This window comes from Parashewanella sp. 2210YD4-3, assembly GCF_056591735.1.
The window spans coordinates 83,204-108,898 of sequence record NZ_JBWQOG010000008.1; the positions used below are offsets into that span (position 1 = coordinate 83,204).

Here is a 25,695-nt window from a genome sequence, read left to right on the forward strand (position 1 = left end):
CCATTTGAAGAAAAGCGGTGACAATATTCGATTGATGAACTATTTTTCTCGCCTTAAAAGCCATTTCACTAGACTGCTCTACTTTACTGTGGTTGCGAAATATTATTGTATGGAAATTAGGATTAGTTATAGTCGGACCTGCGCCACATTGATTGACTTCAAATTGAATGATAACTGCAGAATTTTCGTTTCGGAGCACTTTCTTATTAAAGGTATTGATTTTGTATCAAATAAATCAACACTATTACTTTTATTGTTGTACCAAACTGTGACTCCAATAGCTTCAATGGGGTCTGCCATAGGTAATACTCGTTATTTATAGAATAATCCAGCATATCAAATACTTTATGTCTATATGCTGAATAGCCTTAATTTTTTAGTACCGAATAAAATTATATTTTGAGGTGGGTTTGTACAGCATCTATAAAGGCAGCTTTTTATATCATTGAGCAATATTCCTTTTTAATTCAATAGGTTTTGTATTGTTAAGCCCTCATTCGACTTCTTATGCATTAAAGCCTTTCTTTTTCTCTATCAGTGGCTGCTCAGTAAAACAGAAGAGTCGAGAAGAAGTATCGACTGTAGACAATGATGGTGCCTTTTGGACTGTTACTAAGATACTAGCCAACACCGTACTTCCTTTATCTATTTCTGCTTTTTTCGGAGGTGTACCATTAGTGACCGCAACTTCTATTTCACTTGTTGGAAAATTTGGTTGTGAGATTTTTTTCACTAAAGGTATAGAGGAGCTGGTAAATAAATCGCTCCTTGGTGCTACTGAAAAAGTTGTTGTTGCAGAATCAGCAAAACTGGTGGGAGCTCTTGCAATTAATTTTGCGATTAGCCCAAATTTTGATTTTATCAAAGAAACGGTTATGGCTTTGACTACATTTTTAGCAATGAAGCTTAGTTCTCAACAAACAACTAGATTACTGGATCGGTTAGGGTTAGGAGATAATAAACTAATCAAAGTGGTTAGCTGTACTCTTGTTCAATCTGGCGTGCAAGTTTTATGCTACAAGCTATTCCTCTTTCAGCAGCAAGCGCAGCCAGCAAGTAAAAGGCGTGATGAGCAAGAAACATTTGTCGAAGAGGTTACTGATTCATCTTATTATTCTTCTAAAACAACAAGTAGCAGAGTTCGTCAGTCTATTGAGCAAACATCAAGTGTAGAACCATCTGTTGTTAAAAAAACGCTAGTAAGTTCCTCAAAATTATATTTTCAAGACTGTGATAAGGTAGACGGTTACATGATTTTAAAAGATACAATTCAGGCCGTTGTCAACAAACCAAACACCGAACCTGTACCAGTAACAATGGCTATGGAGCTTGAAACATTTATTACTGAAACTGACACACATGACTTAAAACCTGCTCACAAAAAGCTGTTTGACCTATTAGAAAGAGGAGTTTTAAAACTTCAAGAAAATTGTAATGTAATGCCAGGTTGGAAAACTGTCTCTGATGTCAAATCTACAAAAATTCAAGAGCTTGAAGGATATCAAAATTATATTGTTAGTAGTTGTACAGATAAAACAGAGTTTGGTTCATTTAATCTACCTTGCAAAGTAAGTATTACTCCGTGTTCATTGAAGGGTAAGGGCATGGGATTAAAAATGAAAGCAATAGAGAAGGTAGAAGTAAACTTTGGTGATTTCCCTGCTGATAAGGTGTTGGATGATCTAAAATTGCTTTAAACATTAATCCAACTGTTTGAGCCTGTATAATATGAAAGATTAACTGCGTTTAGATGCTGCCCGACAAGGTTATTCGGGCAGAATATACAAAAGAAGTGATGCTCTAATGTCTTTTCCCAGAATGCTTTTTGCGTCGAGCTTCGTCTTTAACTTTTTTCTCAGCTTCTTTAATTGCCAGCATTTCTGCCACTTCCACTTTTTCTTTTTCAGCCATTGCAGGCGTTTCTAGTGTTAGTTGACCGATTTTACCGCTGCGATAATCATGAAGTAAAACTTCTGAAGCTTTATGATAATCAATAGTGCCACCAGAACGCAAAGCACCATGACGGCGCCCAATGGCTTCTAATAGCTCAATATCTTGTCTTGGTAATTCGTCAAGGTTATAGCGCTTACAGATTTCCTCAGGATAAGCCTCAAGGAAATATTCCGCAGCAAACATAGCAACATCATCATATTCCATTGCCGTATCTTTGATTGCACCTGTAACAGCTAAACGATAACTACTAGAAGGATTATCAACTTTTGGCCATAGAATACCGGGAGTGTCTGAAAGCACAATGCCGTTACGAAGGTTGATGCGTTGCTGAGTTTTTGTTACCGCAGGTTCATTACCTGTTTTAGCAATCACTCTACCGGCTAGGGTGTTGATGATGGTAGATTTTCCAACATTTGGGATGCCCATAATCATGGTGCGAATGTCTTTTTCTACAGTATCTCTGTGAGGCGCTAATTTACGGCAGAGATCAGGGATTTTTTTGACCATAGCCGATTGCAAGGTGGTAATAGCACTGGCTTTCACGCCTTGTTCTTGCTCTAAATATTCGATCCACTGAGCGGTGATCTCAGGATCGGCCAAATCACTTTTGTTAAGTAGCTTGATACAAGGTTTATCACCACGAAGTTCTTGGATCATTGGATTTTCACTGCTGTATGGAATTCGAGCGTCCAATACTTCAATAATTAAATCAACTTGTGGCAGTACCTTTTCAATTTCTTTGCGGGCTTTGTGCATGTGCCCCGGGTACCAATTAATGCCCTTTCCAGACATAAAAACCTTCCTATCAACTACTCTGACTAAAAACGGAGGGGATTTTAGCATTGTTAGCGTTAAAGTGTGTCAGTATTGTGAAAAATTCAATCAGTTAAAAAGAAGGTTACGTTAGTCACTACTCTCACATCTTTTTCTATTTTGCGAGAGTCACCATAACTTTGTCCAACATCTCTTACGATAAAGCTACCTTGGCTGGCGCTACGAATACCACCCACTTTTACGCCTGCGTTTGTTGCAAATTCGTTGGCGGCTAAACGAGCATTTTGGGTAGCTTCTTTGAGCATGGCAGGTTTTATATCGTTGAGCTTTGTAAAGAAGTAGCTGGGTTCCTGGTTTTGGATATCTAAGCCTTGTGCAATTAAAGCGTTGAGCTTGGCTCTAACTTTAGCAACCAGTTTGACTTTTTTAGTTTCAACATCAATTTTTCCGGTAAGGAAATAGTTGGTATCCACCAGTTTTTGATTTTCATCTCTAAATTCTTGAGCTCGGTAATCAATAACGCCAGGTTTGATTTCGTCTTCTGAAAAACCGCTTTGACTCAGTAATTGAGTAATAATCTTCTGGTCATTTTCTGATTGTTGATACATTTGTTTGATATTCGATTTAGATGTTCCGCTTACCTTATATTGAATTGTCCAATAGGCTGTATCAGCTTCGACGCGTCGCTCAGCCAAACCTTTTACTTGTGCGGTATTCAGTGCAACTTTTGATTTATATACGGTTTCACTGATAAAGTAGCCTGCAGTTGCAATGCCCAATGCTAACAACAGGGCAGAGATCACAGAAATGGAATTTAGTTTGTTACTAGTGCTCATAGGAATGCCTCTGTTTGTGACAAATGGTTATCTACCATAAAACAATTTCGTGCAAAATTCTGCGGTCGATTAAAAAATAACCTTAGTGTTTTTTTGACTTAGATAGAATGCATTCCGCGAAGAATAGCGGATAAATAACTGGCAACTATGTAATTTTATTACATAAATATGGGCGCCTTAATTTGTTAATGAAAATGAAGCAAAACCCTTTGTGACAAGCCTGCGAAGAGTTATCCACTGAAACTGTGGATAAGCTTGTGGAGAAGAGTCCAGTTTTTGTCTGTAACCCCTGATACTGTTGGTTTGTACTTAAATCGTACTGTTTTTGCGGTTTGAAAAAATAGCCTTTATTATCAATGCGTTACTCTTTGTGTGATAAGAGGTTGCCTTAGTTCTTAAATGTTTCAAATTTGTAATATCTTGAAGGGCGAAAAATGTGTATGAAATTGATAAAGATCACAAAAAAGATCGCTGTAATGCTTGTTATAACTGCATGTCAATAAAAACTTAATCGGATCGCCATTCTGTAATTTTTAGGTAATAGATCTAAAAAACTTTCAGGTATTATTCGTCAATAGATGAAGGCTTGATCTATTTGTGCAAAAAAACCTAAACAATTAAAATCACTTCAGCTCATATTTTAAGGAAGCCATAAGTGTCTGACTCAGTTTTTCAATTAGAATCCAAATTTAAACCCGCTGGAGATCAACCTACTGCGATTGCACAACTTAAAGAGGGCTTAGAGTCAGGTATCGCTGCTCAAACATTACTCGGTGTTACGGGCTCAGGTAAAACATTTACTGTTGCTAATGTGATTGCAGAGTTAGGTCGCCCAACTATCATCATGGCACCCAATAAAACCTTGGCAGCACAGTTATACGGCGAGATGAAAGAGTTTTTCCCCCATAATGCGGTTGAATATTTTGTTTCTTACTATGACTACTATCAGCCAGAAGCTTATGTTCCTGCTTCTAATACCTTTATTGAAAAAGATGCATCGGTAAATGCTCACATAGAGCAAATGCGTTTGTCTGCCACCAAAGCCTTGTTAGAACGACGAGATGTGGTACTTGTCGCATCTGTATCTGCGATTTATGGCTTAGGTGATCCTGATTCTTATTTGAAAATGCTGCTTCATCTTCGCCAAGGTGACTTTATGGGGCAGCGAGATATTCTTAAACGCTTAAGTGAGCTTCAATACACTCGAAATGATATTGAATTGCAGCGAGGTACTTTTAGAGTAAGAGGTGAGGTCATCGACATATTTCCTGCTGACTCAGACAGAGATGCAGTTAGGGTAGAGTTATTTGATGATGAAATCGAACGCATCAGTGAATTTGATCCTCTTACTGGTAAACAAGTAAGAACCTTAGCTCGCACCACGATTTATCCAAAAACTCACTACGTAACTCCAAGGGAAACGATTCTCGGCGCTACAGAAAAAATCAAAGAAGAACTCAAGTTACGCAAAGAAGAGTTACTTCAAAATAACAAGTTAATTGAAGCGCAGCGGATCACTGAGCGTACCCAATACGATTTAGAGATGATGGTCGAGCTAGGTTATTGTTCAGGTATTGAAAACTATTCACGTTATCTTTCTGGTCGAGCGGAAGGTGACGGACCGCCAACGCTATTGGATTACTTGCCAGCCGATGGTTTACTGGTGATTGATGAGTCTCATGTTACTGTTCCGCAAATTGGTGCTATGTACAAAGGTGACCGTTCACGTAAAACTACGCTGGTTGAATATGGATTTCGTTTGCCGTCAGCATTAGATAATCGCCCACTTAAGTTTGAAGAATTTGAAAACTTAATGCCGCAAGCCATTTATGTGTCGGCAACACCAAGTGATTATGAAATTGAGAAAAGTGAAGGTGAAATCGCAGAGCAGGTGGTACGTCCAACAGGGTTATTAGATCCTGAAATTGAAGTAAGACCGGTTGGAATTCAAGTTGATGATTTACTCTCTGAAGTAGGTAAGCGAGTTGCGGTTAATGAAAGAATATTAGTTACTACTTTAACCAAGCGAATGGCAGAGGACTTGAGTGAATATCTGGATGAACATGGCGTAAGAGTCCGTTACTTACATTCGGATATTGATACTGTTGAGCGTGTGGAAATTATACGTGATTTGCGTTTAGGTAAGTTCGATGTGTTAGTCGGCATTAACTTATTACGAGAAGGCTTGGACATGCCAGAAGTGTCGCTTGTATGTATTTTTGATGCTGATAAAGAAGGCTTCTTACGTTCAGAGCGATCTTTGATCCAGACGATTGGACGTGCAGCTCGTAACATCAATGGTAAAGTGATTTTATATGCCGATAAAATCACAAAATCCATGAAGAAAGCCATGGATGAAACGGAAAGGCGACGAGAAAAACAGCATGCCTTCAACCAAAAACACGGCATAACTCCTAAAGGCGTTGTAAAACGCATTACTGATGTTATGGATGTGGGTGACAGCGTTGAAGAACAAAGCTCTATTTCTGAATACCGTGAAGTCGCCGAGCCTAAAGGGCAATATCATGTTAGAGATATTGCACAGCTTAGCCGTGAGGTTGATGCCCTTGAAAAGCAGATGCTAGAACACGCTCGAAATCTTGAATTTGAGCAAGCGGCTGAGCTTAGAGATCAAGTTAAGCAACTTCGTGAACGAATGCTGGAAGCTAATTAATTTAACAACAAGGATGCGCTATGAAAAAGTACTTTTTTACGATTTTATTATTCTGTGTAGGATTAGTCGGTTGCGCAGATTTAATGCACGGTCATAAAGACAGAAGTTCAGTATCGAGCAGCCTAATGGATTTTTTATACCCCAAAAAATCGGATCAAGTTGCACAACAGCCTAGTGTTCCAACTTTGCGATTACCTTTAAAAGTGGGAATTGCGTTCGTTCCGGGTAAAGTAAAATGGCGAAATGAAACGTTAAGTAGTCAACAAGAAATTGCGTTACTCGAAAAAGTCAAAAAGTCTTTTGCAAAATATGAATACATAGATCGCATTGAGATCATACCGAGTACTTATTTAAGTCAAGGTGGAGGATTTGATACTTTAGATCAGGTCAAACGTTTATACGATGTCGATGTAATGGCTTTAGTGTCTTATGATCAGTTACGACAAAGCTATGAAAACAAAGCGGCGTTATTGTACTTAACCATTGTTGGAATGTACGTGATCCCTGGTAACAGTAATTCCATTCAAACCTTTGTGGATACTGCTGTTTTTGATATTGATAGTCGAAAAATGCTCTTTAGAGCACCGGGGATCAGTAAGCTTGATGATAACTCTACAGCCATAAATGCCAAGGAAGTTATGAACAAGCAAGGTGCTGCAGAGTTCGAGAAAGCCGTAGACAACATGATCCCTAATTTACAGAGTGAACTTGCTCGATTTAAAAAGCGAGTAAAAGAAGAAAAAGTGGCGAAAGTAGAGCATAGAAGTGGCTATTCTGGTGGCGGTGGCGCTATTGGTTTCATGGGTTTACTTAGTTTGATGTTGTTGGCAGGATATAGAAAGCTACAGTTTTCATAACTGTAGCTAAAAATTTATTTCTCCGGTGGTTTGCCCGCGACTAAAGTGGCTTGATTACTTTTCCAAGTCACTTTTATAGGAAACTCGAGTACTTCTCCATTCTCGAGCTCGATTTTCGTGTGCTCGGCATCATTCCCATAAATGATTATGCTTTCATTATGCTTAAGTGGGAAACCTTGGCTCCAACTGCAGCCATTTCTATGAGATTCCCCTGTCAGTCGTAGGAGGCGGTATGGATTTATGAACATGCCCCCATCCTCTGCGATATGGACTTCACCTTTAGTCTCTCCATTGTCGTACCACTGAGGATGAATATCTGGGCTAAGTTTCAAGTCACCAATAAAGCCCAAAGTAGTCATGGATAAGTTTCCAATTGGCCCGCTATAAAGCTCTTCATCTTGCTCATTCACAATTCTGATTGAAAGCCCTTGCCATTTTAGCGTTTCCCATAATGCCCTAAAGTTCGTTTCCATGTTACTGCCTATAATACAGCGACAACGGGCAAGGCAGTCAGGTGTTTCGTCAGCCGCTTCTTTACTTTTTAGCGTTGCGCGAGAAATACCAGCAAATGCATCAATAAAAGCAACGGATTCTTTTTCTGTAGTCTTTCCTTCAGGTGTAAGTTGGTTAATGGTATAGCTGCCTATCTTTGCGGCATTTTGGCTGTTAATGATTTCTAGGAAGTCTTCAGGTGTTTTGGGGTTAAGATTGAGTGCATGAGCTGCGTCATTAAGCGTTCCAAATGGTAATACACCAATTTGAACATCATTTCTTTGGTGAAACTCTCTAATGATTGGAGAGAATGTTCCATCGCCGCCGACAGCAAAAACTCGTAGTGGGTTTTTGTCAGATAATTCAGTTTTAATAGTAGCTGTTTTAAACCATTCGGCTGCAACCTTTCCTGCATCGTGATTTTTTTCAGTGGTATATATGACACTGTATTTTATACCACTGGAATCTAGGACGGAGCTTAGCCGTTTAAATTCAGCGTGACATCTTCCACTATTCGCTGCGGGATTAACAACAAAAAGGGTATGTGTCGGTGGGGCTAATTTATGCGCTACTCCACTCGCTCCCATAGTTGATTACCATTGAAAGGATAGGTGTATGAAAAATACATTTATTTTAGGAAGTGTGTTAGATGGATTATCTATAGGTTATACGCTGGTGATATATTAAAACTTGTCATTTTAAAATATTTAACTCATTGATAAATAATAAAAATTATAATATATCTTTATTGTTTTAGCTGTTTGAAGGCTAGAGTAAACAGTGCAACGGCAAAACCTACAATCATTCCAATCAGGTGAGATTCAGTTGCAACAGGCGCGTTAATCATTGCTGCTACATCAATACTGGCACCATAGAGTTGCTCATGAGCAATTTTTATGATGACACCAATAAACAGCAACCAACCTGTTCGCATCTTGGCTCGAATATCCATAATTGCACCATAAGCAAATAAGCCATGAAGTACACCCGATAAACCAACATAGCCTATAGTCGATGGGTAAAACAGGTAAAGACCAAGCCCCTCAAGCACACATAAAACAGCAAATAGCGTCCAAATACCTCTACGGTTATAGTGCATGTCATGAAGAGATAAAATTACCCATAAACCACCAAGATTCATCAATAAATGCCAATGGTTACTATGAAGCAAGTTTCCAGTTACTATGCGCCAAAGTTCACCGTGGCTAATCTCAGGACGTTGGTAAGCAAGTGAATCTTCAATGAATGGGTTATTCAAACCGAAAAAGTATAAAGCCCCAGAGATAGCGGAAATCCCTAAGGCAAAATATAACGAATTTGGCAGTAATTTATTGAGCCATTTCAGCACGTATTTTCTCTTCCAATGAGTGCATAACTTCTTCTTTATTATGTAAGTAATGGTATAAGCCTTTTAGTCTTAGATCGCAAGCAGGACAATCACCACATCCATCTCCAACAATGCCGTTATAGCAAGTTAAAGAGTCATTGCGCACGGTTTCTAAAGCTTGATATTTATCGGCTAATGCCCATGTTTCAGCTTTATCCAGCCACATTAAAGGAGTGACGATATTGAGCTTATAATCCATGCCTTGAACTAAAGCAGAATTCATTGCTTTAACAAAGTCATTGCGACAATCAGGGTAACCTGAAAAGTCTGTTTCGCATACACCAGTTATTACTGTTTCGGCGCCAAGTTGATATGCATAAATCCCTGCTAGGGTTAAAAACAGGATATTTCTACCGGGAACAAATGTGTTCGGCAGGCCATTTTCCATTAGTGTGTGTGATACTGGGATAGAATCTCTCGTTAAAGCAGAAATAGCCAGTTCGTTGAGTAATGAAACATCCATGATTTTATGGCTAGCGACATTCAACTTCTTCGCTAGAAATTGAGCTTGTTTTATCTCCTGTTTATGCCTTTGGCCATAATCAAAAGTTATCGCGTGAACTTCATCATAATGAGCCATAGCTTGAAATAAACAGGTAGTGGAATCTTGACCGCCACTAAACACGATCACTGCTTTAGATATGCTAGACATTTCTATACTTCATTAAAAATATTGAGGCGATAGTTTAGCTTAGGGGGCGAATGCAAGCAAAAGTAAATCAGGTATTTAGTTTGATTGGATTCACACTAATGTGTGGTTATTTATTAGATTAATCTAGGGTTTTGCTTTTATGGTGATTTTATATCAAAGTAGATCCTTAAACAAAGGAGTGTGAAATGAATATTTATAATCAAGTGAATTATCTCGAAATACCTGCCAAAGATATTGCTGTGACCAAAGCGTTTTTTACCCAAGTTTTTGATTGGGAATTTATGGATTTTGGTGAAGAATATTGCAGCTTTACTGGCCAAACAGTGAATGGTGGTTTCTATTTAGCTGATACTCATGTTTCAGTAGAAAAAGGTAGCCCCTTAATTGTGCTTTTTAGTGACGATTTATCTCAGACTCAAGCGGATATTGAACAAGCGGGTGGGAGTATTATTCAACCAGAGTTTTCTTTTCCCGGAGGTCGACGTTTTCACTTTGCAGATCCTAACGGAAATGAATTTGCGGTATGGACGATTTAATATCTTTTATTCTTCGCTTTTGAGAGGGTTGTACTTGCAGCTAAAGTAAAAATCCTCTATAACAGCGTCCCTTAATTCATAGCTCAACAGTAAAATCGGTGTCTCAATGCAATATCCAGTAAATGAAGTGTTTGAAACCATTCAAGGTGAAGGTAGTCATACTGGAATTCCTGCCATTTTTGTGCGCCTTCAAGGTTGCCCTGTAGGATGCAGTTGGTGCGATACTAAACAAACGTGGGAACAAGAATCACACAATAAAGTCGCACCAGAAGAAGTCATTCAGGTTGATGGCACGATAGGGCGCTGGGCAATGCATTCCGCTGAATCTTTAATGTCCGCTTTTCAAGATAAAGGATTTACTGCCAAATTAGTTGTGATAACTGGTGGTGAGCCTTGTATTCATGACTTAATGGAATTAACACAAGGGCTACATGCCAACGGTTATCAAGCCCAAATTGAAACCAGCGGCACATTTGAAGTTAAGTGTGATGAGCAAACTTACGTCACGGTATCACCAAAAATCAATATGAAAGGCGGATATAAAGTTTTACAGCAAGCCTTAAAACGAGCTAATGAAATTAAGCATCCAATAGCCAAGCAAGGGCATATTGATGAGTTAGATGAGTTACTTGACGGCATTGATGTGTCTGAAAAGACAATTTGTTTACAGCCTATTAGTCAAAAGCCTAGGGCTACAGAATTAGCTATGGCAACCTGTATTGCTCGAAACTGGCGTTTATCAATTCAAACTCATAAATATTTAGATATTGATTGATATTTACTCATTGTAATAGATTGATTAATAGAAATTAACGTGACAGCTTTAGTCATCTGTAATAATTTTGAAGCGCCAATGTTATTATTGTTTCATTATGTCTATTACCAATTCCGCACCTACATCTCGAGTTGAGTTTTTTAATGCTGTCAATTTCTTCACACCGAGTGAAGCGTTGAACTGTTCTAATCAAGACGCTTTTAAGCAAGGAACGGTTATGCGCTTAAGCATGACCGATGGAACTTTTGCTTTTTATTACGTTAGCTCTCCTATACCAACGTCTAGCCACGAGAAAAAGGATTTAATTTCTCATTATGTAAAAGGATCTACAGACCATAGGTATATTGAGGTTACTGCTTTGGCTAAAGATCATCTGAAAATTTTTGGTCTATATACAGAGAGTTTAAAAAAATCTGCAGATATGGTCCGGCATGCGATTCTTGCTTTATTTCATTATGAGCAAATTAAAGAGGAAAAGCTCTCAGGTCATCTTACTGACAAAATGGAGTCGAAACTACGAGAAAAAGCAGGTTGCTTAGCTGCACTCTCTGTTTACTTGTCGTTCTTTAAAGACCAAAAAACTTTGCCTGATTCGACATGGAGAGCAGTGAATGAAGAAATTAAGTCGCTTCAAGGTATTGTAAAGTATGAGATACCAGATTCTTTTATGGGATACTTAAAGCTACAAGAACTATTAGAAAAATCAAGCCCCAAAAGTTCTAGATCTCAAGTGGTGAATGAGAATTTAAATCAATTTTCAAGTATATATCTTCGTTTATTGATTATTGGTTTTCTAATTCATCAGGTGTATTCTCTAAAACATGCGGAGGAAGTTGCTGATTGTATTAAAGATGTTTCTGAATATCGCATCGAAGTGGCGGCTGGGCGAGGAATGGCCACTGCTGCTCTTAGAAAGTATATACAGATAGAAGCCGCTAGTGACATGTGTAAACCAGAAATGCCTTGGCCTGATGTTACTGTATATAAAAAGAGCATTGTGAAAACCTTACAAAAATATGCTGGAAAAGATGTTTTGTTTTTGCTGCATTTCCCAATGGATCATTGTATTAGTGAAGTTATAGAAGCAGAGTGTTCAGCCCTTATTTACGCTACGGGCAAGCGAGTTTTATTCGAAGGTCATAAAAATGTTCTCTGCCAGATATTATTGTTTCAGCACCACCCTGTATTTGATGATGAAGAAGTGGCTTGTTTGCTGGGAATCAATATGACGAGTGAAAAGTTCCGAGAAAAAGTAAAACTAATCCCTGAAAAATATTTAAAGAAATAAATTGAAACAGAGTTTAAGTGATGGCCAGTTTAGGCTGTCTTCGATGCTTTTGAGCACTCCTTGTTCTTTGTTGTGAGCCGCTTGATTAGATGGCTAAGCTACACTGCTCTCGCCTTGAACAGAACATTGCTCAAATAGCACAGAATTTAATATTGAAAGATCAACACGCCCTAACTTCTTTTATTCAAGTGAGCATCATTTTTACGATATCTAATCGCTAATCCACAATGAGTTCTTGTTTAACAAACGAATAAACATAGGTATAACTCAAGCTTTATCTGCTTGATCAAGCAGAAATAAAATGATGATTAACCCTAGACCCAAGCTTCCAGATATACATGCAAGGATAAGAGAATATGACACAACTCGACTGTCCTTCATTGTCCACTGCTTTGAGTTCGTAGCGTCAGTATTTTTAGGCTTTCCGTAGAAAACCTGCCTTTCTGGATCTTGTATGATTTGTACATTTGTGTGAAATGTTGAATTCTGTGTTGTTGGGCCGTTTGACTCTGTTACTTGATACTTTACATCCAAAGTTAGTGTTACAGCTGGAGGGTAGCCGTCGGCTACACCATTGGGTTGAGGGGCGGAATCCGTGAGGTTAGCTGATAGTTGAGTAGCCATAACAATACAAATAATAAGTTTGTTTCATTGTTATATTAACGAGTTACAAATCCTAGTTAATTATTGTTTAAGCTGTTCCAGCCAAGATACAGATTTTGACAAATCACCAATATTATCCGTTACCCACTTGTCATCATAATAGGTATCTAAATATCGGGTTCCTGAGTCACAAAGTAAGGTGACAATTGAGCCTGTTTCACCATTGTTTTTCATTTCTTCAGCAAGCAGCAAAGCACCATATAAATTCGTACCTGTTGATGCACCCGCTTTCTTCCCTATAATTTGTTCAAGCCAATGAATTGTCGCGATTGAAGCTGTATCAGGTATTTTCAGCATATGATCAACCACACCAGAAATAAAAGACGGTTCGACACGTGGACGACCAATCCCCTCTATTTTGCTGCCATTGTCACAGGTAAGTGCTTTATTACCAGTTTGATAGTAATCGTAGAAAACGGAGTTGTCAGAGTCCACAACACAGAGCTTAGTGTCTAATGCCTGATAACGAAGATAACGACCTATGGTTGCTGATGTTCCCCCTGTTCCTGGGCTCATTACAATCCACTTAGGAATAGGGTGTGGCTCTCGTGTCATTTGAGTGAAAATGGAATCGGCAATATTGTTGTTTCCACGCCAGTCAGTGGCACGTTCAGCATAAGTAAACTGATCCATATAATGACCGTTCAATTCTGCAGCTAAACGTTCTGATTCGGCATAAATCTCGCTGGAGTGATCGACAAAATGGCATTTGCCACCATAAAACTCAATTTGTTGGATTTTCTTTTTAGCCGTGCTGCTTGGCATCACTGCAATAAAAGGTAGACCGAGCAGTCTTGCAAAATAGGCTTCAGAAACTGCGGTACTGCCAGAGGAGGACTCAATAATCGGAGTATCTTCTTTTACCCAGCCATTACAGATGGCATAAAGAAACAAAGAGCGTGCAAGACGATGTTTTAAACTCCCTGTTGGGTGAGTGCTTTCGTCTTTTAGGTAAATATCAATGCCAGTAAGGCTAGGAATATCTAATTTGATCAAGTGAGTGTCAGCACTTCGCTGATAATCAGCTTCGATTTTTTGTATTGCTTGTTTTACCCAAGAGTTGCTCATTGAAAATTCCGACTAAATGACATTCTTATCAAAGAATAAATAAGTACAGAAGAAAAAGCTACTAAGGTAGAGAAATGGTGGAGGGAGAAGGATTCGAACCTTCGAAGGCGGAGCCGTCAGATTTACAGTCTGATCCCTTTGGCCACTCGGGAACCCCTCCACATTTGGAATTGTTTGTTACTTCAAAATAAGAATAAATAAATGGTGGAGGGAGAAGGATTCGAACCTTCGAAGGCGGAGCCGTCAGATTTACAGTCTGATCCCTTTGGCCACTCGGGAACCCCTCCATGACTATTTATTTCTATTTTGTGTGCAAAATGGTGGAGGGAGAAGGATTCGAACCTTCGAAGGCGGAGCCGTCAGATTTACAGTCTGATCCCTTTGGCCACTCGGGAACCCCTCCTTATTTTGCGGCGGCAATAGTAGTGTTAATTTCTCAAACTGTAAAGGGTGAAAGTCAAATAAAGCTAAAGTTCTAGCTCGTATGGTCGATAAACTATCAAAGAACGTCTTATTTGATGAAAGTTTATGCAGTTGACGCCAGTAATAGTAAATGAGTTAGATATAGGAGGCCAATTAAATAAGGCCACCACATCTAACCATCGCAGCGAGTTTTCGCTGTTACTGACACTGATGTCTCAAGACGTTCGAGCCATGGCGCCCTTTTCTGAATCATGCAGCCAAAGTCTAGTGGCCGATATGTCAAAAGATTCAGCCCCAACCGATCATGGCTCTGTATTTCAGCAACATGGATTAACGGAATTCCGATTACAGAATGAACTAAAGCCAGAAGCTCTTATTACTCGAGGGGCTAGGTGCTTTGGTCTGCACGAAGCCATTAAAAATTGTGACATCCATGTTCAGCTAAAACATAATTCTGCCAAACAAAACCAAAAAAAATTAGAGCTAAATTTGGTCGAGAGCATTCAAAAGCAGGAGCAAATGCTCGATTTAGTGATCTAAATCAGAGTTGAGGAAGATGTCGGTGACATATAATGCCGACTCTTTCTAAATAAAGAGGTCTGCCATGAAAAGCATTAAACAAAACCAGTCATTGGATGTAAATGATACATGCAATACGTGTGGTGCTTTTGTTGATGTTGGTGCCGTTATTGGTGAGGATGATAAACAGCTAGTGGTTTCTTTATCTGGTGATAGGGCTGAGCAAGAAGCTCAGCATTTAATCGGAGCAGCTACGAGTCAATTTAGCGATGTGAGCTATCATCTTGATTCGATTAGCAATGAGTTAGTATTAACTCTCGATTTTGCTGTTGCGGTAGAGAAGATGCTCTTTCAAATGCAAAATAAACTAGCATAAAATATTGTCATTTAGACAGTGCAGGCTTGAATTACACTCTTTTTATAAAGTAATCTTTGGCCTCATTGAAGGTTTGGCTTTCATAAGGGATATATGTGAAGCGTCGTAAGTATCAGCACATTGTTGAAACCATAGTTAACTCAGAGCAAAAGCAGCAAGGGAACCTCAGAGAAACAGCCGAGTTGGTTACTGAGTTGTTACTTAAGCACCTAAACATCACTGGTGTCAGTGTTTGGTTGTTTAATCGTGCTCAAGAGGCGCTAAGTCTAGTTTCTCATAGTGGGCTGAAAAGCATCAAGGATGGTGAAAATTTCGTCCAAATTAGCATCTACCCAAATTATTTAAAGCAACTTAAAAACTGCCGAGTCATTGATGTTAACGATACTTCGAAAGATCCAAGAATCGAAGAGCTTATCGCCAATTATATTAAGCCTAGTAATATTAAGTCTTTTCTAGATGTGCCTATTCGTATCAATGGTCATCTTGAAGGTGTCATTAATATAGAGCGAACTGATGAGCAAAAAAATTGGACGGATAGCGAAATTGATATCGCCTCTCAGCTTGCAGACCAATTAGCATTAACTCTAGCTACCAAGAATACCTATGCACAGGATGAGCAGTTATCTTTGTTCAAATGCGCCGCCGAACAAGCTCAGCAAATTTTCATGATCATAAACATGGAAACCCGAATGGTAGAGTTTGTAAATGATGCTTATGAAAAAATCACCGGAGAACCTAAAGATTCTTTTGTAGCTAAGCCAATAACTGAGTTGATGGTATTTAAATCTAAGCCTGAAGTCGCAGAGAAAATGTTTAAACGTCTTCAGCAGAATGAGCAGGTTGCTGGTGAAATTAAAGTAGATACACCATCGGGTAAAAGTTATTGGGCCAGGTATCATTGCAGTCCTTTCATGACCTCAAGAGGCAATAAATACGCCCTCATTAATAATGAAGATATTACTGAAAAACGTCAGCAACAAGAAGAGTTAGAGCGTTTAGCATGGAATTGTACGCTCACTAATTTAAAAAACCGAACTTACTTTAATCGTGTATTAGATCGCAGCTTTAATGGTTATTTAGTATTAATTGATCTGAAAAACTTCAAGCACTTTAACGATACTTATGGGCATGAAAAAGGTGATGCACTGTTAATCGAAGTGGCGAGAAAGCTTAAACACTTCGCTGAAGTTAAAAAAGCAAGAGAAGTGGCTAGGGTTGGTAGTGATGAGTTTGCCATTATCTTAAGCAGTAAATTCTCGATGGATGAGATTGAACGTTTAGCTTTAGAACTTTATCAAAATCTTAGTAGTAAAATTCAAATTAAGCGGCAAAGTGTTGAGCCTAAACCTGCTTTGGCCATTGTAGATATTGCTGAAGTGGCAAATTTAGTTTCACCTTTGACCAGCGCTGATTTGGCTTTGCAAATTGCCAAGAAAAAAGTGACGATACCCATTCAGAGCTTTAACCATGACTTATTATCCTCATTTTTAGAAAAAGCACAGATTGAGCAAGATCTACATGAAGCGATAAGTAATCGCCAATTTGAGCTTTATTACCAGCCATTGCGTGATTTAAAAACCGGAGAATACACCGGAGCCGAAGCCTTGATTCGCTGGAATCATCCTAAAAAAGGTGTCATTTTCCCTGGGAGCTTTATTGAAATTGCAGAACAAACCGGTTTTATTAATGTTCTGGGAGATTGGGTGTTAGAAGAAGCGTGCCGGAAATTAAACCTATGGCATCATCAAAAGCCCGATTTGACCATGCATGTTAATGTATCCGCTAGCCAATTATTCAGCGGCGACTTGTTTGAAAAAGTCTGGAATCTGCTTAATAAATATCAGCTAACGCCTCAGTCTCTTATTTTGGAGATCACTGAAACGGAAATTATGGCCGATATTCAAATGGCTACTAATCTTTGTCAGCAATTATCAGAGTTAGGTGTTGGTTTAGCTATTGATGATTTTGGAACGGGATATAGCTCTATGCGTTACTTGAAACAGCTGCCTATTTCAAAATTAAAAATTGATCGTTCGTTTATTTCGGATATTACCGACAGCCATGAAAGTCGAGAAATTGTTAATGCTATTATTGCGATGGCAAAAGCATTGAATTTATCTTTGACAGCAGAAGGGATTGAAACAGGAGAGCAAGAAGGGTATTTGATTGAACAACATTGCCATCAAGGACAAGGATACTTATACAGTCCTGCTATTCGAGAAGCGGACTTTATGAAGTTTCTTGAGATTGAGGAAGAAAAAGCTGAATTTGTCATGTAATCCAGCGCTCTCATTTTTTAGTTATTCTGCACCTGTGGTCTAGAACCGAAAAGACTCAATCACTTTAGAACAGCATTTCTTGAATTTTAACCCACTGCCACAAAAGCAAGAATCATTACGAGTAGGAAGCGTAACCTTAAAGTGCTCCCCATCAGTATAAAACCACCGTCCATCTTTCAATATAAAATTAGATTTTTCAAAAATGGCATCAAGCTGGTTTGACAGGCAATACCAAGCTTTAAAGGTGACAGTACCTGAGTGGGCGTTTTGTGTTGACTCAATAACATTCAATGCAAGCCAGAGAGGTAGAGGAGGCGTTGCTAATTGCTCTGCTGTAATCCCAGGGTGAAGAGCTTCATCTTGAGTCGCAATAATATATTCAAAGTTTTTCTTTACAAAAGCACAATAGCGAGAGCGCATTAACTCTTCTGGGGAGTTCGCATGGCGTGTTTGATTATGTAATGCGTAACAACAATCCTGATATGGTTCTTGAGAACCACAAGGGCAAAGTTGTGTATCACTCATGGTTATTCCTTAGCGAGCTTTTTGGTATCACTGAAAAATAACAATTTTTTGGGATTAAGTCCAAAGTAAAGCTGGGGCTTGGCGTGGCTATTCATTTCAGTTTTCCATGAAATGGAATTTGGGTCGCTTCTGTCGCCAATAATCAAAAATTTACCAGAAAATTCAGCAACGTTTTGTTCTGTATGAGAAGCTGGAAATACTCTAATCAAAAAGTATCCAATATCAGTAACTTGTTCTTGTGTTATTTCGCGGTTTACAACACGAAATCCAACGCTGACCTTAGCATTTTTGTGCTTTACACGATTAAAAAATTTTTGATAAACCTGCTCTAATTGTTTGCTTCCATAAACGATTTCTTTTTTACGATGTTCAGGAAGATAAATGGCATCTTTATGATAGATATTAGCTAATCTAGCTGCATCAAGAGCAGAAAATGCTTCACTATATTTCTGATAATTGAGGTTCATTTTTTGATTGACTAGCTGTTGTGGGCTAGCCAGTGAGTGATGGCTAAATAAAAAAATACTGATAAAAAACAGAATATAATGCATGAAATTATCATATTTAAAAACTTGACATCACTATAAATTAAAGCCTCAGCTAGCAACAGAAAATAATATTTACAAAGTGTGTCAGACTGATTATTCTGTGCTCTCTGTTCAAAAACAAATCAATTTTCTCTCGTAATTTTTCTCTTATTTGTACTGGTATTTAATTTTAAGAGTTAGTCCAATGAAATATTCAAACAACGCTGTAGAAGCATCTGGCGTCGTTTCATCTCATGCTGCTGTTATGTTCGATGTAGCAAAACGAAATAACGCCATAATTTTAGTTCGACCTGTTAACCCAGATTCAACCTCTTTGATCGAAGAAGGATTTGCCACTAAAGATCTTCATGTAAAAGGAAAGAGTTCCAATTGGGGCCCGCAATCTGGTTTTATTTGTTGTAACCAAGCATACAGTAAACTGGCAACTAAGGCTGGTGCTGATATTGGAGCATTCAATAAAAAAGTTAAAGAAAGTATTGCTGGAAATTACGCCCAAGCAGTGCCCTTGATTATCTCTCGCGAACGAATCCTGGAATTAGAAAAGCAAAAAAAAATCAAAACGATTAGTAAAGAAAAGGGCATATTAAAGGTATTCAGTCCTATTAAGCCTAATGTCCATTTTCTTTTGTATCCGCATCTGCAAATGCCTGTTGGCGATCATGCGTTGGTTAATAAAAAATATCGAATGGAAGCCTCAAGGATGGTTAAAAAGGTGCCTAAGTTGCAAAACGGATACTGGGTCTTTACTGAAATTAATCATGGCTTTGGTGAAAAAGATTGGGAAATTATGTTGGTATTAGCAGATCAACATACAGGGTTACCTTTGACTGCTGATTATGATCTCTTTTCAGTAACGCCTCATTTATCAAATTTCGGTGGTGCAGCTAAGAACAATGGCGATCGCTTTAAAGGTGCGGTAACCGCTGTTTCCAAAGCTACTGGAGCTAAAGAACGTATGTTTGTGCTTCCTAACTTCGGTAGAGTTACTGCTTTTACGTTAACGATAAGAAACGAAATAAACAATGGTGTCGCGGGTCTTGGCGCTCAAAAGGTGGTTCATCATGGTTGTGAGGTGGATAATCCAGTTACCGAATTAGATTATCCAATTACCGCTTTCACCCCTTGGGCAGAAGTCGTCGGAGCTGAAAATCAAATGCAGCTAGAGTCATTGGTAAAAGATATTCAAAAATTAGGGTATATCTTTTATGGAAATCGCCTATGGAGTCAAAAGGGAGCGATTACCAGCACCACAAAAGTTAAACAAGATTATCAATGGAACGATAGGGTGGCCGAAGCTGAATTACAATCGATAGAAGTCTTTAACATTTCTGATGTTGAAAAAAAACGAATTATTGTAGGTGGTTAATGAATAAAGCCTGCAGAGCAGGCTTTATTTGAGCTATTAAGATATTACCAACCACATTGGTTATGTTGGACTTTATTTTGCTTATCTAGCCATACTTTTAACGGTGCAAAGTAATCTAAAACGGCTTGAGCATCCATATCGCGCTTGCCCGTAACCACTTCAAGAGCGTCAGGCCAAGGCTTACTTGCGCCCATTTCAAGCATTTTGTTAAGCTTTTCACCAGCGGCCTTATTACCGTAGATTGAGCAACGGTTAACAGGACCTTTATCCCCAGCAATATCACATAAAGCTTTGTGGAATTGGAATTGCAAAATATGAGCTAAGAAGTAACGAGTATAAGGAACATTACCCGGAACATGGTATTTCGCACCTGGATCAAAGTCGCTTTCGTCGCGAGTAACCGGCGGTTTAATACCTTGATATTTTTCTCTTAATTCCCACCAAGCTTTATTGTATTCACTTGGCTTGATTTGACCACTAAATACTTTCCAGCGCCATTGATCAATCATTAACCCAAATGGTAAAAATGCGACTTTATCAAGTGCTTGTTTTAATAGTAAGCCAATGTCTTTTGACTGATCTGGCACGTGTTCAAGTAAGCCGATTTTTTTCAAATATTTTGGTGTAATTGATAAGGCAATGGTATCGCCAATGGCTTCGTGGAAACCATCGTTAGCGCTATTTTGGAATAAGAACGGTTGCTCTTTATAAGCGCGCTGATAGAAGTTATGTCCAAGTTCATGGTGAATAACGGTAAATTCTTCACCTGTCTTTTGGATACACATCTTGATACGAATATCGTCTTTGTTATCAAGATCCCATGCAGATGCGTGGCACACTACGTCACGATCTTTAGGTTGAGTAAATAAAGAGCGAGTCCAAAACGTTTTTGGTAATTGATCAAAACCAAGAGAAGTAAAGAAACCTTCTGCTTGTTTGACCATTTTCTTTTCATCGTAGCGGTGCTTAGCTAGCAGTTTTGTAACATCGTAACCAGGATCACCGTTTTCTGGTGCTACATCATCATAGATATTGCCCCAAGACTGTGCCCACATATTACCTAAAAGGTGAGCAGGAATCGGCCCTTTTTTAGATACGACATCATTGCCGTATTCTTTATTAAGCTCACCACGAACGTAACAGTGTAATGATTCATAAAGTGGCTTAACTTCTCCCCATAAGCGATCAAGTTCTTGTGAGAAATCATCAGGCTTCATATCGTATTGGCTACGCCATAAAACAGAAAGGTCTTTAAAGCCTAGGTCACGGGCACCTTCATTGGCTAACTGAACCTCTCGTTCAAACAAAGGACGCATTGGTTTAGATATTTCGCGCCAACCTTCCCATACTTCTTTAAGTAATTTAGGGTCGTGCGACTCAGCCATAATGGCAGACAGCTCAGGTAGAGTCATGCACCTGCCATCTTTAAAGCAGTATTTACCTTTACCATACATGCCATTTAGTTCGGCACTGATATTAGCCAGTTCTGCATTCTTTTTAGGATCTAACGGAGCAGGTAATACCAAGCTCGTACGGAGCATGTTTAGTTTTCGCTCATTAACAGGATCGAGTTTGACGTCAGCAAATTTAGCGGCTTCAGTGGCGAATTTTACTGAATTTGCGGTGTACTTCTCACCAACAGCTGCAGCCAATGCCGCTGTATCTTCAGTGATAAAGTTACTGTAAATCCATTCAGCGCGGTTAGCTTCAATAGACATATCAGCCAATTTGCTTTCTGCTTTATGAATAAATTCTTTTGCTTGAGCCGGTGTCGGTTCTGTATTGGTGTTTGTAGCAGCATTTTCCTTTGTGTTTTGTCCGCCGCAGGCACTTAATCCAATGCTAAGTGCAATAAGCAATGACAATCGCGCAGGTTTTTGACTAAAGGCTTTCATCTGAGATTCCTCATTTTTATTTTCGCTTGTATTTTATCTAAGAGTCATGGCCGTAACAATTGGACCAAACGAAATACATAAAAAATTGGATAAGTATTTGTTCAGCAAAGTGGTCTTATAGTAAGCAAAACACATTTAGACTAGAAAATTATGAGTGTTCAACCTGTTCTGCAAGCATCATTAGTGTCAAGGTCTCTTGATGAGCCTTCAACTCATTTTTTATCTGCTTGTTCAGCTGGTAATACTTCGGTGGCTGAGCGGTATTCAAATAGTATTGATGATTTAAATGCTCAAGTGAATGATAATGGGTTTAATGGGCTTCACCTTGCTTGCTTTAATGGTCATTTAAACCTTGCCAAAACTTTAATTCAAAAAGGCATGAATGTTAATTTCCAAACAAAGAATGATTACAAGGAGTCTCCTCTACACATCGCAATTCGTTGTAAGCATAAAGAAATTGTTCAATTACTGTTAAATAATGATGCTGATGAGTCGCTTTGCTGCGCATTGAATGATAGTCAAGCTATTCGGCTAGCGATTGAAGTGGAAGAACCTGAAATCGTTAGTATGTTACTTAAAAAGGGAATAAACCCTTTTGCCGCTAGTAAGTGGTGCCCACAAAGTATTTTTGAGTTGGTGTGTGAACGACAATTGCGACCTATTGCCTTATTGATCTTAAATCATTTTACGGCTGAATTTAAAAAATCTCATATTCAATCAATTACTCAAGGTCTAGTTTTTTTATTACCAAGCCCTAGCTCTTTTGTTTCTCAGCAAAAACACAGTAGAGCATCAAATGCTTTATACACTATGATGGAAATACATAGGAAGCATTTTGAAGAAGCTCTGCAGAGTGATATTTCCTTACCCGATCCTAGAGATAGGAAGTCTTTATCGTGTCTGCAAGTAGCCGTGATCTTTGATGATGAATTTGTTTTTTCTCAATTGATGTTATTAGGTGTAGAGCAAGCAGAAGAGTCAAGTTCATCCCTATCGTATGTTGAACTCGCAATTTGGTTTGAGAGTCATGAAATCTTAGCTTTATTATTAGAACAAAATTCTAAAGCAGCATTAGAAACAAGCCGTGTGATAAAACCGTTTTCCCTGCAAACCATAGGGCTAGCTTCGAGTATAGATACTGCGAAAGAGCTAATCGAACATTCGACTCTGGAAGTCATTGAGCCAGTATTTCGTTCTCAAAATTTAAATATTGTTGGTTTGGCTATTTTGATGCGTCGATACCAACTTCTTCATCATTTACTTCAAAAAGGATATGAACACACAAAAGTATATGGTGACAAGCCGACTCAGCTACTGTCAGCTTTGCACTATGCTGCATTACTGAATGATCCTGAGGCAATGGCAATCATACTGAAGCATGAATCGCCGCAATTGCCTTCTCAAAAAAATCAAATCACTCCTTTGTTTTTTATGAAAGATCAACAAGGAAGAACACCACTTCAACTAGCTCTTGCAGATAATCACCGTGATGCTGTGGATTTTTTACTGACTAGGATTCCTCTAAAAGAACTGGTAGTTGATGACGTGAACTTATTAGCTCGATACTATTTACGAAATAATTTAGTGTCTAAATTAGAAGAAGCAATTCAATCAAGGCAATTGAGATACAGCCATAATGGTTTATTAAATGCTGTTATATCGGCTAAGAATATTAATGCTCTTCGGTTGTTGATGAAATACATTGACTTTTCTAAGGCTCTTTCAAGTTGGAAAATGCTGGAGCTGTGCCAAGATTCACCTGAAATGTTTGCTTTCCTTGTTCAAATCCAAAAAATACGTCCATTCTTAAACTCATCAGAGTTGATCCATTGCTTTGTGGTTTTTTGTTCAAACTCAAAAATTAAATGCTGCCAAAAAATGTTAGAACTTCAACCTGTTGCTGAGTTTATTGCTTCTGATGAAATAACAAAACACTATCAAAAACTATTTCAGAACATGAATTTAAACCTGCTCTTGTTGCTATTAAGTCATGGTTTTCGAGTAGATCAAGTTGATAGAAATGGAAAAGAAACAATTGAGTATGCTTTCGAAACATCACTTGAAGTTACAGCAGTTATATTAAGCAGAGGAGTTACGCTGAAACGACAATCCACTGGTGCAGTAGGGTTTTATACTGTGTTGCAAAAGTCAGAGCCTTTTTTTGATGATAATAAATATCTTGATGAATTAGATGTACTCGTTAATAAACCTGTCGTATTAAATGCATTTTTAGGTGAATTTGATAGAGTTAATTCAACTCAACCTACTGCCCAAATGACACACCTCTCAGAGGCGTTAAGAGAAGAACATCGTGAGTGGTTTGCTTTTTTAAGACATGCACCTTCTAAAAAACAAGTAGAATCTTGGTTAGATGAACACCCAAATGCTTATCAATACTTGAATAAGTATTTCTGGATCACGGGCTGGACTACAATACACTATGTCGTTCATTTAAATCGCTTCGATCTGATCCCTCTATTGATCGCAAGAGGCGTTGACCCTTTAAAAAGAACACAAATTACCAAAGAAACGGTGATGCACTGGGCGGTCAGGATGGATAATGCCGGATTAACTACCTATTTGGCCAGATTCCCACAGTTGTATTGGATAAAAAATATTGATGGTAATGGTGCGTACGATGTGGCGATAAAAGAACATCATTTTAAGCAGAATGGTGTTTTTGATATTTTATCGAGAAATAGAGAGCTCAAATCAAAAAACACAACCTTGATACAAAGACTTAGATCTACAAGTTTACCAAAGGCTAATGAACTAGTTCGAGTTATCTGGTGTGATTATGATGCTTATGTGCTTAAAGATTTATTATCACAACGTTCATACAGAGCCATCGTAAATAAACGTTTATCGAGCAAAGAATATAATCCATTAGAGGTTGCTGTTATTCGAAAACGTGAAGAACATGTACGTTGTTTACTTGTCTCTGGTGCTGATTACAAAGCTTTAGTGCCAGATTACAGACACAATGTTTTCCACCTTTTATGTTTAACTGTTTACAGTGATATCGAAGATTGTAATAAAATATGGAGCGTGCTGTTTGAGCATATTCCTTCATCTAATATAAGGATGATGTTGAATCAAAAAGATGCTGAAGGGCAGACACCAATTGAATTAGCTCAGCATTTACAGCTTACATCATTAACTGTGTTATTCCATCAAGTTGTTACTCCAAAAGTGATGCTACCAAGGGTTACCTATTCAAAAGTTGAAGAGAAAGTCTATGGCTTGAAAGAGGTAAAATCGAATAGAACGGAAGAGAAAATCTATGAAGATTTGAACGAGATAAGCTCGAATAAAATGGATGAAGAGCCTCAACATCCAAGGCATATATATAATCAATTAATCGATGTAATCTTTGCCACTCCCAAAAATACTCTAACCATCATGCGGCTTTTAGATCAAGAGGAGTCATCTGCTGTTGTTGCTATTGTCGATGAGCAGTCAGGTTGTAGCTTGTTACATTTCGCAGTTTACAAACGCTGCGACCAACAGATCATTCAAAGGCTCGTTACTTTAGGTGCGGATCCTTTAAAACAGGAAAACAATGGAGCAACGGCCTTACACCTCGCAGTGAGTTTCGAAAGAATGGATATTGTTCAATTGTTATCGAAATCTGAAGGGATATTGAGTATCCAAGACAATAATCACAGCACCCCACTAATGATTGCGCAACAGATTGGTTTTACAGATGCCATTCCATTATTGAAGACTTCCAATACCATTAGCAGCCCATATGCGGCGACAGACTCTCGATCTAACACAGTGTAACGATTTCATTTTGCTATTTAAAA

21 protein-coding genes and 3 tRNA genes are annotated in these 25,695 nt (G+C 38.5%); 11 read left to right on the forward strand and 13 right to left on the reverse strand.

Annotated elements, in window-relative coordinates; translation table 11 throughout:
• The first annotated feature begins 482 nt into the window (after window positions 1–482).
• Entirely contained in the window at window positions 483–1,697 is a 1,215-nt protein-coding gene (locus tag AC1EU0_RS13085) for a hypothetical protein (RefSeq protein WP_480302911.1), read from the forward strand.
• A gap of 103 nt (window positions 1,698–1,800) precedes the next feature.
• Here the strand turns inward: AC1EU0_RS13085 and ylqF are convergent, their stop codons facing one another.
• Entirely contained in the window at window positions 1,801–2,745 is a 945-nt protein-coding gene (gene ylqF / locus AC1EU0_RS13090) for a ribosome biogenesis GTPase YlqF (protein WP_480302912.1), read from the reverse strand.
• Window positions 2,746–2,831: 86 nt separating this feature from the next.
• A complete protein-coding gene (locus AC1EU0_RS13095) occupies window positions 2,832–3,563 on the reverse strand; it encodes an SIMPL domain-containing protein (protein WP_480302913.1) in 732 nt (243 codons plus the stop codon).
• A gap of 655 nt (window positions 3,564–4,218) precedes the next feature.
• Here AC1EU0_RS13095 and uvrB point away from each other — a divergent pair.
• Entirely contained in the window at window positions 4,219–6,237 is a 2,019-nt protein-coding gene (gene uvrB / locus AC1EU0_RS13100; protein ID WP_480302914.1) for an excinuclease ABC subunit UvrB, read from the forward strand.
• 20 nt (window positions 6,238–6,257) lie between these two features.
• The gene (gene rhlP / locus AC1EU0_RS13105; RefSeq protein WP_480302915.1) at window positions 6,258–7,094 is read left to right on the forward strand and encodes a rhombotarget lipoprotein; all 837 of its coding nucleotides are present in this window, start codon (window positions 6,258–6,260) and stop codon (window positions 7,092–7,094) included.
• Window positions 7,095–7,108: 14 nt separating this feature from the next.
• Here rhlP and AC1EU0_RS13110 read toward each other — a convergent pair whose 3' ends face one another.
• From AC1EU0_RS13110 to queC, 3 genes are all read right to left on the reverse strand, one after another.
• Complete coding sequence (locus tag AC1EU0_RS13110; RefSeq protein WP_480302916.1) at window positions 7,109–8,173, reverse strand: diacylglycerol/lipid kinase family protein; 1,065 nt, start codon at window positions 8,171–8,173, stop codon at window positions 7,109–7,111.
• Between the two features lie 158 nt (window positions 8,174–8,331).
• Window positions 8,332–8,934: a rhombosortase gene (gene rrtA, locus AC1EU0_RS13115; RefSeq protein ID WP_480302917.1), complete on the reverse strand. Its 603-nt coding sequence runs from the start codon at window positions 8,932–8,934 to the stop codon at window positions 8,332–8,334.
• Window positions 8,915–9,625 (reverse strand): 7-cyano-7-deazaguanine synthase QueC, encoded by a 711-nt coding sequence (queC, locus tag AC1EU0_RS13120; RefSeq protein ID WP_480302918.1) that lies wholly within the window; start codon window positions 9,623–9,625, stop codon window positions 8,915–8,917. Before queC ends, rrtA begins: the two co-directional genes overlap by 20 nt.
• 185 nt (window positions 9,626–9,810) lie before the next feature.
• Between queC and AC1EU0_RS13125 the strand changes: the two genes are divergently transcribed.
• The 3 genes from AC1EU0_RS13125 to AC1EU0_RS13135 all read left to right on the forward strand — a co-directional run bounded on the left by AC1EU0_RS13125 (window position 9,811) and on the right by AC1EU0_RS13135 (window position 12,224).
• Window positions 9,811–10,161, forward strand: coding sequence for a VOC family protein (locus AC1EU0_RS13125; RefSeq protein ID WP_480302919.1), 351 nt, complete (start codon window positions 9,811–9,813; stop codon window positions 10,159–10,161).
• Between the two features lie 106 nt (window positions 10,162–10,267).
• Complete coding sequence (gene queE, locus AC1EU0_RS13130; protein WP_480302920.1) at window positions 10,268–10,936, forward strand: 7-carboxy-7-deazaguanine synthase QueE; 669 nt, start codon at window positions 10,268–10,270, stop codon at window positions 10,934–10,936.
• 97 nt (window positions 10,937–11,033) lie between these two features.
• The gene (locus AC1EU0_RS13135; protein WP_480302921.1) at window positions 11,034–12,224 is read left to right on the forward strand and encodes a hypothetical protein; all 1,191 of its coding nucleotides are present in this window, start codon (window positions 11,034–11,036) and stop codon (window positions 12,222–12,224) included.
• A gap of 267 nt (window positions 12,225–12,491) precedes the next feature.
• Here AC1EU0_RS13135 and AC1EU0_RS13140 read toward each other — a convergent pair whose 3' ends face one another.
• The 5 genes from AC1EU0_RS13140 to AC1EU0_RS13160 all read right to left on the reverse strand — a co-directional run bounded on the left by AC1EU0_RS13140 (window position 12,492) and on the right by AC1EU0_RS13160 (window position 14,358).
• Complete coding sequence (locus tag AC1EU0_RS13140) at window positions 12,492–12,848, reverse strand: hypothetical protein (RefSeq protein ID WP_480302922.1); 357 nt, start codon at window positions 12,846–12,848, stop codon at window positions 12,492–12,494.
• 60 nt (window positions 12,849–12,908) lie between these two features.
• Window positions 12,909–13,955, reverse strand: coding sequence for a PLP-dependent cysteine synthase family protein (locus tag AC1EU0_RS13145; protein ID WP_480302923.1), 1,047 nt, complete (start codon window positions 13,953–13,955; stop codon window positions 12,909–12,911).
• A 75-nt stretch (window positions 13,956–14,030) separates the two neighbouring features.
• Window positions 14,031–14,115, reverse strand: a tRNA-Tyr gene (locus AC1EU0_RS13150).
• A gap of 42 nt (window positions 14,116–14,157) precedes the next feature.
• Window positions 14,158–14,242, reverse strand: a tRNA-Tyr gene (locus AC1EU0_RS13155).
• Between the two features lie 31 nt (window positions 14,243–14,273).
• Window positions 14,274–14,358 (reverse strand) — tRNA-Tyr (locus AC1EU0_RS13160).
• 125 nt (window positions 14,359–14,483) lie between these two features.
• On the opposite strand from AC1EU0_RS13160, the gene AC1EU0_RS13165 reads away from it, so the two are divergent.
• From AC1EU0_RS13165 to AC1EU0_RS13175, 3 genes are all read left to right on the forward strand, one after another.
• Window positions 14,484–14,918, forward strand: coding sequence for a VC2046/SO_2500 family protein (locus AC1EU0_RS13165; protein WP_480302924.1), 435 nt, complete (start codon window positions 14,484–14,486; stop codon window positions 14,916–14,918).
• 64 nt (window positions 14,919–14,982) lie between these two features.
• Window positions 14,983–15,273 (forward strand): DUF406 family protein, encoded by a 291-nt coding sequence (locus tag AC1EU0_RS13170; RefSeq protein WP_480302925.1) that lies wholly within the window; start codon window positions 14,983–14,985, stop codon window positions 15,271–15,273.
• A gap of 95 nt (window positions 15,274–15,368) precedes the next feature.
• A complete protein-coding gene (locus AC1EU0_RS13175) occupies window positions 15,369–17,552 on the forward strand; it encodes a sensor domain-containing phosphodiesterase (RefSeq protein WP_480302926.1) in 2,184 nt (727 codons plus the stop codon).
• A 39-nt stretch (window positions 17,553–17,591) separates the two neighbouring features.
• Here AC1EU0_RS13175 and AC1EU0_RS13180 read toward each other — a convergent pair whose 3' ends face one another.
• Window positions 17,592–18,077, reverse strand: a complete 486-nt coding sequence (locus AC1EU0_RS13180; protein ID WP_480302927.1) for a YchJ family protein — start codon at window positions 18,075–18,077, stop codon at window positions 17,592–17,594.
• A 2-nt stretch (window positions 18,078–18,079) separates the two neighbouring features.
• Window positions 18,080–18,628: a Cif family virulence factor gene (locus tag AC1EU0_RS13185; protein WP_480302928.1), complete on the reverse strand. Its 549-nt coding sequence runs from the start codon at window positions 18,626–18,628 to the stop codon at window positions 18,080–18,082.
• Window positions 18,629–18,809: 181 nt separating this feature from the next.
• Between AC1EU0_RS13185 and AC1EU0_RS13190 the strand changes: the two genes are divergently transcribed.
• The gene (locus AC1EU0_RS13190; protein ID WP_480302929.1) at window positions 18,810–19,991 is read left to right on the forward strand and encodes an anthrax toxin-like adenylyl cyclase domain-containing protein; all 1,182 of its coding nucleotides are present in this window, start codon (window positions 18,810–18,812) and stop codon (window positions 19,989–19,991) included.
• A gap of 44 nt (window positions 19,992–20,035) precedes the next feature.
• On the opposite strand, the gene AC1EU0_RS13195 is transcribed toward AC1EU0_RS13190, so the two are convergent.
• Window positions 20,036–21,886: a M2 family metallopeptidase gene (locus AC1EU0_RS13195; RefSeq protein WP_480302930.1), complete on the reverse strand. Its 1,851-nt coding sequence runs from the start codon at window positions 21,884–21,886 to the stop codon at window positions 20,036–20,038.
• A 150-nt stretch (window positions 21,887–22,036) separates the two neighbouring features.
• Here AC1EU0_RS13195 and AC1EU0_RS13200 point away from each other — a divergent pair, with 150 nt between their 5' ends.
• Window positions 22,037–25,672: an ankyrin repeat domain-containing protein gene (locus tag AC1EU0_RS13200; protein ID WP_480302931.1), complete on the forward strand. Its 3,636-nt coding sequence runs from the start codon at window positions 22,037–22,039 to the stop codon at window positions 25,670–25,672.
• Window positions 25,673–25,695 lie beyond the last annotated feature (23 nt).

Coding starts and splice junctions, on each gene's coding strand:
- ylqF (WP_480302912.1), bottom strand. CDS start 2,745: ATGTCTGGAAAGGGCATTAATTGGTACCCGGGGCACATGCACAAAGCC.
- AC1EU0_RS13095 (WP_480302913.1), bottom strand. CDS start 3,563: ATGAGCACTAGTAACAAACTAAATTCCATTTCTGTGATCTCTGCCCTG.
- rhlP (WP_480302915.1), top strand. CDS start 6,258: ATGAAAAAGTACTTTTTTACGATTTTATTATTCTGTGTAGGATTAGTC.
- AC1EU0_RS13110 (WP_480302916.1), bottom strand. CDS start 8,173: ATGGGAGCGAGTGGAGTAGCGCATAAATTAGCCCCACCGACACATACC.
- queC (WP_480302918.1), bottom strand. CDS start 9,625: ATGTCTAGCATATCTAAAGCAGTGATCGTGTTTAGTGGCGGTCAAGAT.
- AC1EU0_RS13125 (WP_480302919.1), top strand. CDS start 9,811: ATGAATATTTATAATCAAGTGAATTATCTCGAAATACCTGCCAAAGAT.
- queE (WP_480302920.1), top strand. CDS start 10,268: ATGCAATATCCAGTAAATGAAGTGTTTGAAACCATTCAAGGTGAAGGT.
- AC1EU0_RS13135 (WP_480302921.1), top strand. CDS start 11,034: ATGTCTATTACCAATTCCGCACCTACATCTCGAGTTGAGTTTTTTAAT.
- AC1EU0_RS13140 (WP_480302922.1), bottom strand. CDS start 12,848: ATGGCTACTCAACTATCAGCTAACCTCACGGATTCCGCCCCTCAACCC.
- AC1EU0_RS13145 (WP_480302923.1), bottom strand. CDS start 13,955: ATGAGCAACTCTTGGGTAAAACAAGCAATACAAAAAATCGAAGCTGAT.
- AC1EU0_RS13165 (WP_480302924.1), top strand. CDS start 14,484: ATGCAGTTGACGCCAGTAATAGTAAATGAGTTAGATATAGGAGGCCAA.
- AC1EU0_RS13170 (WP_480302925.1), top strand. CDS start 14,983: ATGAAAAGCATTAAACAAAACCAGTCATTGGATGTAAATGATACATGC.
- AC1EU0_RS13180 (WP_480302927.1), bottom strand. CDS start 18,077: ATGAGTGATACACAACTTTGCCCTTGTGGTTCTCAAGAACCATATCAG.
- AC1EU0_RS13185 (WP_480302928.1), bottom strand. CDS start 18,628: ATGCATTATATTCTGTTTTTTATCAGTATTTTTTTATTTAGCCATCAC.
- AC1EU0_RS13190 (WP_480302929.1), top strand. CDS start 18,810: ATGAAATATTCAAACAACGCTGTAGAAGCATCTGGCGTCGTTTCATCT.
- AC1EU0_RS13195 (WP_480302930.1), bottom strand. CDS start 21,886: ATGAAAGCCTTTAGTCAAAAACCTGCGCGATTGTCATTGCTTATTGCA.
- AC1EU0_RS13200 (WP_480302931.1), top strand. CDS start 22,037: ATGAGTGTTCAACCTGTTCTGCAAGCATCATTAGTGTCAAGGTCTCTT.